General features: G+C 67.0%; 10 protein-coding genes. 3 read left to right on the top strand and 7 right to left on the bottom strand.

Translation table 11 applies throughout. From position 1 onward, the window contains the following. Positions 1-207: 207 nt before the first annotated feature. Positions 208-687: an FKBP-type peptidyl-prolyl cis-trans isomerase gene (locus tag ABB28_RS17040; RefSeq protein WP_057687559.1), complete on the bottom strand. Its 480-nt coding sequence runs from the start codon at positions 685-687 to the stop codon at positions 208-210. Positions 688-804: 117 nt separating this feature from the next. Here ABB28_RS17040 and ABB28_RS17035 point away from each other — a divergent pair, with 117 nt between their 5' ends. From ABB28_RS17035 to ABB28_RS17025, 3 genes are all read left to right on the top strand, one after another. Further along, positions 805-1,341 (top strand): C40 family peptidase, encoded by a 537-nt coding sequence (locus tag ABB28_RS17035; protein ID WP_057687558.1) that lies wholly within the window; start codon positions 805-807, stop codon positions 1,339-1,341. Positions 1,342-1,473: 132 nt separating this feature from the next. Continuing rightward, positions 1,474-2,244, top strand: coding sequence for a C40 family peptidase (locus tag ABB28_RS17030; RefSeq protein WP_057687557.1), 771 nt, complete (start codon positions 1,474-1,476; stop codon positions 2,242-2,244). A gap of 230 nt (positions 2,245-2,474) precedes the next feature. Beyond that, positions 2,475-3,812: a sigma-54 interaction domain-containing protein gene (locus tag ABB28_RS17025; protein WP_057687556.1), complete on the top strand. Its 1,338-nt coding sequence runs from the start codon at positions 2,475-2,477 to the stop codon at positions 3,810-3,812. Positions 3,813-3,851: 39 nt separating this feature from the next. On the opposite strand, the gene ABB28_RS17020 is transcribed toward ABB28_RS17025, so the two are convergent. From ABB28_RS17020 to ABB28_RS16995, 6 genes are all read right to left on the bottom strand, one after another. Next, positions 3,852-5,174 carry a transporter family protein gene (locus tag ABB28_RS17020; RefSeq protein WP_057687555.1) on the bottom strand — a complete coding sequence of 441 codons (1,323 nt, stop codon included), beginning with the start codon at positions 5,172-5,174 and terminating at the stop codon, positions 3,852-3,854. A 42-nt stretch (positions 5,175-5,216) separates the two neighbouring features. After that, positions 5,217-5,990 (bottom strand): hypothetical protein, encoded by a 774-nt coding sequence (locus ABB28_RS17015; protein WP_057687554.1) that lies wholly within the window; start codon positions 5,988-5,990, stop codon positions 5,217-5,219. Positions 5,991-6,002: 12 nt separating this feature from the next. Then, complete coding sequence (locus tag ABB28_RS17010; protein WP_057687553.1) at positions 6,003-6,704, bottom strand: C39 family peptidase; 702 nt, start codon at positions 6,702-6,704, stop codon at positions 6,003-6,005. Between the two features lie 142 nt (positions 6,705-6,846). Then, the gene (locus ABB28_RS17005) at positions 6,847-8,358 is read right to left on the bottom strand and encodes a hypothetical protein (protein ID WP_057687552.1); all 1,512 of its coding nucleotides are present in this window, start codon (positions 8,356-8,358) and stop codon (positions 6,847-6,849) included. Between the two features lie 42 nt (positions 8,359-8,400). Further along, positions 8,401-9,033, bottom strand: a complete 633-nt coding sequence (locus tag ABB28_RS17000; RefSeq protein ID WP_057687551.1) for a hypothetical protein — start codon at positions 9,031-9,033, stop codon at positions 8,401-8,403. Next, complete coding sequence (locus ABB28_RS16995; protein WP_057687550.1) at positions 9,030-9,557, bottom strand: hypothetical protein; 528 nt, start codon at positions 9,555-9,557, stop codon at positions 9,030-9,032. The genes ABB28_RS17000 and ABB28_RS16995 overlap by 4 nt, the downstream gene beginning before the upstream one ends. Positions 9,558-9,977: the final 420 nt, after the last annotated feature.

Raw genomic sequence — 9,977 nt, 5'->3', positions numbered from 1 at the left:
GTCGAAGGTGGGGCGGGGTGGGTTCGTGGGAACGCTCATCCGCATGGATGCGGATGGCGAGCCTACAGGGACGTACTTGCGGCGATTCCCACGAACCCACCCCGCCCCACCAACACGCAGCCCTGCAGCTTTTGCCATTGCCGTTGCCGCAAAAAAAAACGACCCGCTCGCGCGGGCCGTTCGAACGACTTCAAACGTGCTCGGCACTCAGTGCTGGTGGCCGCCATCGCCGTGCACGTGGCCGTGCTGGATCTCTTCTTCGCTCGCTTCGCGCACGTCGATGATCTCCACGTCGAAGTGCAGGTCCTTGCCCGCCATCGGGTGGTTCAGGTCAACGTCGACCACGCTCATGCCGACCTTCTGCACCGTCACAGCGCGCGGACCGAAGTTGGTCTGCAGCACGACCTGTGCACCCGGCACCAGCTTTTCCTTGCCGAAATGCTTCTTCGGCACGCGCTGGGTCAGGCCTTCGCGGCGCTCGCCGTAAGCATCGGCCGAAGCAACGTCCACGCCGAAGGTGGCGCCGGCTTCCTTGTCTTCCATGGCCTTTTCCAGGCCCGGAATGATGTTGCCGTGGCCCACCAGGATCGCCAGCGGCTCGCGGTCCTTGGAGGACTCGATCGGCTCCTGGCCGACTTCGGACACGGTGTAGTGGAAACGGACGACGCGGTCTTTTTCGATCTTCATGCGCAACTCTGTCTGGTAACTGCCAAGGGCAGGCGGTGGGGGCGGGTTGCCGCCCGACGGGTACGCCGCCATCATGACGGCCTATCTGAGGTCGCGCATTATCCGGAGATCACGCACATGACGCCAGTTTCGACCGGACTGCGCCGTCGCGCCGCCGCCCTGATGCTGCTGATGGCGACCGCCGCCCTGGCCGCCTGCGGCGGCGGAAAGACCAGCCGCCCTGCCCCGCCACCGCCGTCTGCCAAGGTCTGGCCCAGCACCCCGCCGGCCAACCCGCAGGTCGCCAATGCGGTATTGATGCGCGCCATCGGTCTGGTCGGTACGCCCTACCTCTACGGGGGCAACACGCCGGAATCCGGCTTCGACTGCAGCGGCCTGGTCACCTATGTGTACCGCGAGATGGTCGACCTGAAGCTGCCGCGGACCTCGCGCGAACTGGCCGCCGTGCAGGGCCCGAAGATCGACCCACAGCGCTTGGCGACCGGCGACCTGGTGTTCTTCGGCAGCCGTGGCAACGTCAGCCACGTCGGAATTTATGTAGGGGAAGGCCGCTTCGTGCATGCGCCAAGTTCTGGTGGAACCGTCAGGTTGGATTCCCTGGGCGGGCACTACTGGAAGGACCACTACACAGGAGCGAAACGCGTCCTGCACTAACCTGAACAGGGCAAATGCTCCAAAACGTGATGCACATCACACTGAAACAAACGAAACTTTAACGAAATTTGTACTTGTTCCACGCGTTGGCAGGGCATGATTGCCCATCGCTTCCAACCCTGTGACCGCCGAGTGACGACCGACGAACTGATGTGTGAAGGCCAGCGCGCCGTGAATTCACCCCGCCTGACCCAGCGCATCAAGCGCGCCACCCTGCTCTCCCTTGCCCTCGTGCTCACCAGCGCGCCGGCCTGGGCACAGAACGCACCAGCCACCCCGGCCCCTGCCGAAGCCGCCGTCGCCGTTGTAAAAGCCAAGACCGAAGCGGCTCCCACGCGCAGCCGCGCCGATGCCGCCGCCAGCGCCACCCTGGCCGCCCTGCTGCCGCACCTTGCAGCCAATGACAGCATCCCCCTGATGGACCGTTCGGCGATGGTCGCCGGCGACCTCAGCCGCCTGCTCGCCAACTACGACACCAGTGCATCGGGTTCGATCATGGTCGGCGGCGCCGAGGAAAACGGCAAGATCCAGTCCGTCCTGCGCCGCGCGATGACCCTGCTGGGCACGCCGTACCGCTGGGGCGGCAACACCCCGGACAGCGGCTTCGACTGCAGCGGCCTGGTCGGCTACGTGTTCCGCACCGCCCTGGGCGTCGAGCTGCCGCGCGTTTCCCGCGACATGGCCAGCGACCGCAACAACCAGCTGATCGCCGACCGCACCGCGCTGACCGAAGGCGACCTGGTGTTCTTCGGCCGCAAGGGCCGAGTGGACCACGTCGGCATCTATGTCGGCGAAGGCCGCTTCCTGCACGCGCCGAGCACCGGCAAGGACGTCCGCGTGGACACCCTGCTGACCGGCTACTGGGGCAACAAGTTCATGCAGGCGCGCCGGGTCGAGCTGTAAGCCTAGCCATACCGCGCCGCATGTTGAAAGCCGCTGCCCTGCAGCGGCTTTTTTCATGGGCCGATCTCCGATCGAATGGCCGCTATCGGCCGCCAACCGCGTTTGCATTGGTATCCCCGGAATGGATCCGGCGGCGGTCGGGCAGCCATGTCCGGCCGGGATGGCGGCGTGGGGGCGGCACGCACGTGTTCCTGAGTGGTCTGCCGCCCCTCTACAAGGACAGGTGAGGCATGGCGGCGGTCTCGGAGATTCAGTCCAGGTGTGTGATCTGGTTTGGCCACCCACTGGCCGCCGAGCGGGCGGCATTGGCGGCGGCCGGCTGGCAGGTGCGCAGCGTGGATCCGCTCAACGCCCAGGCCGTCGGCCTGCGTGCCCGCGACCAGTTGGTCGGCATGATCGACCTGCGCCAGATTCCCGCCGCTGCGCTGGTTTCGGTGCAGGCCTGGATCCAGCAGCACGACCACCTGCCGCTGCTGGCCGCGCTGCCCGGCGGCATCGCCTCCCCCCCGCCCAGCTGGCAGCCGCTGCTGGATGCCTGCCCGCATCGTTATGTGATGCCGCAGGACCTGGCCGGGCTGGTGGACCACCTGCAGCGCGACCAGCCGGATACCACCCGCGTGGCGGACAGTCCGGCCCAGCGGCTGATCGGTGACAGTCCGGCCCTGTTGGCCACCCGCGCGGCCCTGTTCAAGTTCGCTCCGGTGGACCTGCCGGTGCTGGTCACCGGCGAAACCGGCACCGGCAAGGAACTGGCCGCGCATGCGCTGCATGCGATGTCCGCACGTGCGGCGCATCCCTTCATGGCGGTCAACTGCGGCGCCATCCCGGCCAACCTGGTCCAGTCGGAGCTGTTCGGCCATGAGCGCGGCGCCTTCACCGGTGCCGCGCAACGGCGGCTGGGGCTGTTCGAAAGTGCCAACGGCGGCACCGTGTTCCTGGACGAGGTCGGCGACCTGCCGCTGGATGCGCAGACCAGCCTGCTGCGCGTGCTGCAGGAAGGCACCATCGAACGCGTCGGCAGCAGCCAGCCACTGCGGGTGGACGTGCGGGTGCTGGCCGCTACCCACGTGGACCTGGAACAGGCGGTCGCGCAGGGGCGCTTCCGCCGTGATCTGTTCTATCGCCTCAACGTGCTGCGGCTGGCCATGCCGGCGCTGCGCGAACGCAGCGGCGACGTGCTGGTACTGGCCGAACATTTCCTGCGCCAGTTCCGTGCCCGCCATCAGGGCCGCGCGCGTGGCTTCAGCAGCTGTGCGCGCCAGGCGATGCAGCGCTTCGATTGGCCAGGCAACGTGCGCGAGCTGCTCAACCGCGTGCAGCGCGCGGCGATCGTCGCCGACGGCGAGCTGATCGAGCCGGCCGACCTGGACCTGGTCGCCACCCTGCCCGCCGCCGCCCGCGCCCTGCTGCAGGATGCGCGCGAGCAGGTGGAACGCGAGTTGCTGCTGCAGGCACTGCGCGAACACGAGTTCAACGTGTCCGCCTGCGCACGCCACATGCAGGTATCGCGGGTCACCGTGTACCGGCTGTGCCGCAAGCACCAGGTGGAACTGCCGGCGCTGCGCTGACCCCTGCAGGCGTCGCGTCGCGTCCGCGCCCCGCGGCGCTTACAGCATGTACGGCACCTTGAATGCCAGGGTGAAGTCCGGCGCATCTGGGGTCAGGCCGATGCCGAGCAGGCTCACCAGCGTGGTCTTCTGGTTCAGTGCGTAGGTGACGCCCAGGTTGAACGTCGCCGCATTGGCATCACTGCCGATCACCTTCATCCACTGCCCGTTGCGGTAACGGGTGGACGCCCGCGCGCTCAGCTTGTCGCTGAAGGAAATGCTCAGGCTGGTGCGCTCGTTGAACGCGAACGCCACGCCGGCACCGAAGTAGTAGGAGCCGCCGAGCTTCACGTCACCGGGGTTGACCGTATCCGGATTGCCGTCGAGGTCGTCGAAGCTCGCTTCGAAGGAATGGATGTAGCCGGCGTTGGCGAACAGGATCGCCGGATCGGCGGTCTTGACGATCGACAGGCCAACGTTGGCCTGCCACACCCCGTTGCCGGTGGGCTGCTCCTTGGGCACGGCGAAACGGATGTAGTCATCGTCGTCGCGCTCCAGCACGGTCCAGTCCACGCCGTAGGGCTCACGCCCGGTGGGCGCGGTGACGCCTGCGGTCAGTACCGTTTCCGGTCTCCAGCCGCGTTCGCCGAACAGCCGGTAGTTGGCACTCAGGCCGATGTCGCCGATGCCGTTGCCGCTGGTTTCTTCCTCCGCCACCGCTGCGGCGGACCCACCCGCGCCCCCCTTCTGGTACACCGTCCGGCGTGCAACCCACGGCACGTCCATGTTGACGGTCAGGTTGGGACTGACACCCCAGCGCGCGGCCAGGTTGTAGGTCAGCGAATCGGATTCAACGTTTTCGATGCCGATGTTGCCGAGGAAGATCGCATCCAGGGCGAGGAAGCCGTTGAGGGTGAGCTGCTTGCGGTCGTAGCGCGCGTAGGTGAGGCTGTTTTCGATGGTGAAACGCCGCGAGAACAGCGCCTGCTGTTGCTGCTTTACATCGTCCACGCTGCGCCGCGCGGCCTGCTTGGCCTGCTGCGCTTCCGCCGCGCTGCTGGCGTAGCCGCCTTCGGCCCCGGCGGTCGCCGTCGCGGGTGCGCGCGCCGGTTCCGGTGGCAACGGGGGCCCCTGCTGCGCCACGCCGCCGGCCTTGCCGGAAAGCCGCGCCTGCATGGCCTGCACCTGCATGTCCAGCTCGCGCAGGCGACGGACTTCCTGCGCGTAGTTGGCCTTCAGCGTTTCCAGCTGGGCCATCAACGCCTGCACATCGGCTTGCTCGTTGCCGGCCGCCGTGGCCGGCTGGGCGTGCGCGTTGTCGGCGAACACGATCCAGGCCAGCGCCGCCAGCGCCAGCGGGGTGATGCGGTGATTGGTGTGCATGTCCTTCTTCCGTTGAGTGCCATCCCCCTTGCCGCGCCGCTGTTACTGGCCCGGCCCGATCCCGCGTGTCAGCGCCATCGCCTGGGCGATGTTCTGGGTCAACGGGGTATTGCTCGCCATGCTCTGCCTGACCAGTTCGATCTGCAGGCGGTTGCTGACCTGCTGTGCATTGCCGCCCAGCGCGATGGTCTGCCCGACGCTGCCGCTGCGGATCCATTGCTGCACCGCGCCGACGCCTTCCAGCTGCAGTTCCAGGCGGGCCTGGTTGTTGTCGAAGGACGCGGTGGCACTGGCGCCCCCCTGCTGTGCACTTGCGCTGCGCACGCCGCTGTCGGCGACGACCGGCACCTCGCCATCGCGGATGGTCAGCGAGCTTACGTTGCGCGCACTGTTGCCGTCGCCGGCGACCTGCACGCTCTGCACCAGCCCGGAGACGTTGGCCAGGCCACTGCTGTCCACGCTGGCAAGGGGGCCGCTGGCGGTGTCGGTCGCCGTCTGCGGCAACGGCGCGTCGGCCGCGGTGACGCTCACGGTCGGGGTGAAACTCACCTTCGGCGTACCGCCGTTGCGGAAGTCCATGCCCAGCTGCAGCGCGCCTTCCATCGCCGCGCCGCTGGATGCCTGCCACTGCGATGCCATGGTCACGCCGAACCAGGCGACGTTGTTGCCGCCTACCGTGTAGCGCCCACGCATCAGGTTGAGTTCGGGATCGGGGATTTCGGTCAGTCCCTTGCCGCTGCGCTTTTCCTGCGCGTGCAGGACGGTGGGCAACAGCGCGGCGAGGGCGCTGGCAATGACGATGAGGCGAATGTTCATGGCGGAACTCCTTCAGAACAGGTCGGCGTGGCTGAAGCCGAAGTCGACCAGTTCGGCATCGGTGATGGGGCCCTGGCGCGCATACAGCGCGCGTGCACTGGGCCGTTCGCTGGGTTGCAGCAGCACGGTGTTGCGATCGAAATCACTGCCGATCACGATGAAGACCGCACGCGAAGGCCAGGCCTCCAGGAACTCGGCCAGCGGCACGCTGCGGTTGCCGAGGATCGGATCGGCCACTTCGACGAAATCGCCGCGCACCTGCTTCATGACCACGAAATGGCGGAACCCGCGCACGTCCATCAGCACCAGGCCAGGAACGCGCAGGTTGCGCAGGCGGGCTTCGTCGACGCGGTAACCGCGCCCACGCATGCCCATCGATTCGACGTAACGCTTGATGTCCAACAGGGAAAACCCACGGTCGCGTACCAGGGTCTGGTCGGACACGTTCATCATCCCTTCGATCACCGTGGCCTCGTCGGCATCCAGGTGATAGGCGTACTTGAGGATGGTGGCCAGCGCGGCGGCGCCGCAGCTGTAGTCGGTGTGCTGGCGGACCAGGTGGCGGAAGCGCCGTTCCTGCATGCTCTCCACCCGTTGCTGCAGCAGGCCGCCATTGGGCAGCACGCCGCTGAAGGCCACGTCGCCGGCACGTGCCGGCGCGACAACCGCCAGCAGCAGCCAAGGCAACATGAAGGTGGACCAGGAAACTCGCATTGCAACGGCTCCTTCCGAGGTAGGAGCCCCTGCCCCAAAAGGGGGAGATGGGACAGGGGCTCCCGGGGAGCCCGGTCATTGGCGGATGACCGGGTTTGTTGCGCTCAACGCAGCAAGCCTGCGAAAGCGGTCACGCCACGTGTTACTCGCCGCCGCCGCCGCCCGGGGTGCCGCCGCCGGTCGACGGCTGGGCCACGGCCAGGGCCAGGCTGTTGGCCTGCAGGTTGCCGGTGCCGGAGGCCACGTTCACGCCGATGTTGCCCGACGCGTTGGAGAACGCACTGCCGGACAGGCCAGCGGTGTTGGTCGCATTGACCGCCACCCAGCGCGAAGTCCGCACGGTGCCGCTCAGGCTGGCATAGAGGTCGGCCACGCCCAGTTCGACGAACTGGCTGGTGCCTTCCTCGTCCGTGTCGAAGGCGATGCCGCCCACGCCGTCACGGTACGGGTTGTCGGTGGCGTTCTGGATCTCGTTGTCCAGGTCGATGTGGCCGGTGCTGTCACCGCTGGTGTGCGGCAGTGCGCCATCCCAGCTGTCGAGGTAGTAGTTGTCCTGCTGGTAGGCGTTGCCGGTCCCTTCATAGGTGCCTGCACCGAAGGCCAGCGTTGCACCTGCCACGCGGCCGCGCAGGGTGACGTCGGTGGTGTCACTGAAGCGCTGCATGTAACCGGCGTTGGACACCGAATTGCCGCTGGACACCTGGTTGGACGAGATGCTCGACTGCGCGATCGCCGCGGTGGCGACCGATGCGGCCAGCGCGTTCTTCTGCGCGTTGTTGTTGCCCGAGGCCACGTTCACGCCGATGTTGCCGGCGGCGCCGGAGAACGCATTGCCACCCAGGCCGGCGGCGTTGGTGACGCCTTCGTTGAGGGTGGTGTTGCCGCCCACCGCCTGGTGGACGAACACTTCAGCATCGGCCATGCCGAAGCTGAAGGAGGCATCGGCCGCAGACAGCGAAGCGGCGTTGTCCTGTGCGTTGTTGTCACCGGCGGCGACGTTGAAGCCCAGGTTGCCCGAGGCACCGGACGCCACGTCATCGGAGATCGACGCGGTGTTGTCCAGCAGCTCGTTGGAGGCTTCGTTGTCACTGATCGACTGGCGATTGTCGATGACGGCGATGGCGGCGGAGTCGAGATCGATGTCGCCGGTGATTTCCGGATCACCCGAGAAATTGATGTCCGAGCTCAGGCGCAGGTCCTTTTCCAGGTTCACGTCCACGCCGTGGTTGTTCTTTTCCTTGCTTTCGTCCGCCGAGATGTTGCTGGTCTCGTTGACCGCTACATCGCGGGTGTGGTCGACGTCGGAGAAATCAACGTTGGAACGGCTGGTGTTGGTCGTGGTGCTGGAGTAACGCACGTTCGAGGTGGTGTTGGCGGTGTTGTTGGTGGTGCTGCTGTTGTTGGTCGTGTTGGTGTTGCGGGTGGTGTTGCGCACCAGGTTACGGGTGTCGTTGACCGTGTCCGTATCGGTGTTGGTATCGCTGGTCACGTTGTTGCGGGTGACATTGCGGGTGTCGTTCAACGTCCAGTTTTCATTGACGTTGTGGTTGTGGTTGATGGTGGCGCTTGCGTTCTGGTCATCCGCCGCGTGTGCGGTGGCGACCACGCCTGCGATGGCCATGGCGAGTACTGTCCCTTTCACGATCGCTTTCATGGTGCCTTCTCTCTCATCAGTGGTGTAACGGGTGGGTACCACTCACGGGTTGCCGTGCACGGACATACCGAGGATGTTGGCCGTGTCATTTCCTGCGCCCGCGATTTGATTGAGTTGCAGGACACCGTCGAACCCCTGCATCGCCGACGCTGCCACGCCGACGCTGCGGGTGCCCGCGGCCAGACCGTTGCCGGCCCTGCCCTGCCCCCCTGCTGACGCGGTCACGCTCGATTCGGCCAGGGCCTCATCGTCGGACTCGCGTATTCCTTCCCGGGCCAGCGTCGCCCGCACCACGTTCATGCTGGTGTTGGCGATGCCGCTGGTCTGGTTGATGGTTGCGATGCCATTGGCGCCCTGCAGGGCCTGGCCATCGATGTGTGCACTGGCGTGCAGCGGTCCGTCCAGCAGCACGCTGTTGCGCGAGGACGTGCTGCGCGCATCGATATCCACCCGCGCCTGGTTGCCCTGCGCCATGCCCACCAGGTTGGCCTGGGCGTTGAGGTCACCCGCCACCTGGTTGACCGCGATGGCACCACTGGCGCCGGTCAGCGCGCGGCCTTCGATGCGTGACTGGTTGAGGTACCCGAGCATGCCGGCGTAGTCATCGGCCCGGGCGAGCGCCGGCAGCATCACGCCAGCGGCAGCGGCGACGAGCAGCAGCGCACGCGTCTTCATTTGCCACCTGCCGGGGCGCCCATCGGGAACTGCGCCAGGGCGCCGCGCACCGTATCGCCGATGCCGCGCGTGGTATTGCCGACCGCACCGAGCGGGCCGCTCATCGCGCCGCTGATCTGGTTCCCGGAAATGATGCCGCCGTTGGAACTTCCCAGGCGGCCTACCGCGCCACCGAGCGCATTGCTGGTGACCCGCTCCACGGTGGTGGTACCGGCGTGGGCCGGCGCGGCGGCCTGGCCTGCACCCAGCCCGGCGAAGTCATCATCGCTGAGCTCGGCCATGCCGGTCGACGTGCCCAGGGCGGCGCCCACTTCGCGCTGCGGCGACGGGTCGGCGATCAACGCCACGCCCGGCGGGGCCAGCCGGTAGGCGGTGCGGGTGTGCACATCGCGCAGCAGCACCATCTCGCCCGGCTTCTGGGTGACGCCCTGGCGGGCACCGGAGGCATGTACCAGCGCGGGGCATGCGGCCAGCGCGACCACGCTGGCCACCAGGAACATTCCGCGCTTCGTGCTGCTGTCCATGCCGCTCTCCCGTTACGTATGGGGAGGGGGAACGCAGCTTTCGTGCCAACTGCGCGAAGCCCTGAAACAAAGGGATTCCGGCTGGAAACAAGGGACGGGCTGGATGCCGACCGTTACACATGGGTGGAAGGCAGAGCGCGCCTGAATCCGCACAGAGGCCCGCTGCACCTGCCCGCCGCCGGGGTGTAACAGACCTGTTACAGGTCATGAGACAACCGCGTACGCCCCCGCTTCAGCTACTGCCCACGCTTCGGTAGTGACGGCCGCTGGCCGTCAAGCACTTGATCCGGGTGGCCGACGGTCATTGCCTGGGTGGGTGACGACCATTGCCTGGGTGGGTGACGACCGTTGGTCGTCACGCTCTAGCCCTGGAGCGGTGACGGCCAGCGGCCGTCACTACCCTGCGCGACACCCCCTACC

Origin of the sequence: Stenotrophomonas chelatiphaga (assembly GCF_001431535.1) — a bacterium.
Lineage (GTDB): Bacteria > Pseudomonadota > Gammaproteobacteria > Xanthomonadales > Xanthomonadaceae > Stenotrophomonas > Stenotrophomonas chelatiphaga.
This window is presented reverse-complemented; position numbering and strand designations above follow the sequence as displayed.

What these genes read in the sequence shown, in the direction of transcription:
- ABB28_RS17040 (WP_057687559.1), bottom strand. Translation starts at nt 687, where the DNA reads ATGAAGATCGAAAAAGACCGCGTCGTCCGTTTCCACTACACCGTGTCC.
- ABB28_RS17015 (WP_057687554.1), bottom strand. Translation starts at nt 5,990, where the DNA reads ATGAACATTCGCCTCATCGTCATTGCCAGCGCCCTCGCCGCGCTGTTG.
- ABB28_RS17020 (WP_057687555.1), bottom strand. Translation starts at nt 5,174, where the DNA reads ATGCACACCAATCACCGCATCACCCCGCTGGCGCTGGCGGCGCTGGCC.
- ABB28_RS17005 (WP_057687552.1), bottom strand. Translation starts at nt 8,358, where the DNA reads ATGAAAGCGATCGTGAAAGGGACAGTACTCGCCATGGCCATCGCAGGC.
- ABB28_RS17035 (WP_057687558.1), top strand. Translation starts at nt 805, where the DNA reads ATGACGCCAGTTTCGACCGGACTGCGCCGTCGCGCCGCCGCCCTGATG.
- ABB28_RS16995 (WP_057687550.1), bottom strand. Translation starts at nt 9,557, where the DNA reads ATGGACAGCAGCACGAAGCGCGGAATGTTCCTGGTGGCCAGCGTGGTC.
- ABB28_RS17000 (WP_057687551.1), bottom strand. Translation starts at nt 9,033, where the DNA reads ATGAAGACGCGTGCGCTGCTGCTCGTCGCCGCTGCCGCTGGCGTGATG.
- ABB28_RS17010 (WP_057687553.1), bottom strand. Translation starts at nt 6,704, where the DNA reads ATGCGAGTTTCCTGGTCCACCTTCATGTTGCCTTGGCTGCTGCTGGCG.
- ABB28_RS17025 (WP_057687556.1), top strand. Translation starts at nt 2,475, where the DNA reads ATGGCGGCGGTCTCGGAGATTCAGTCCAGGTGTGTGATCTGGTTTGGC.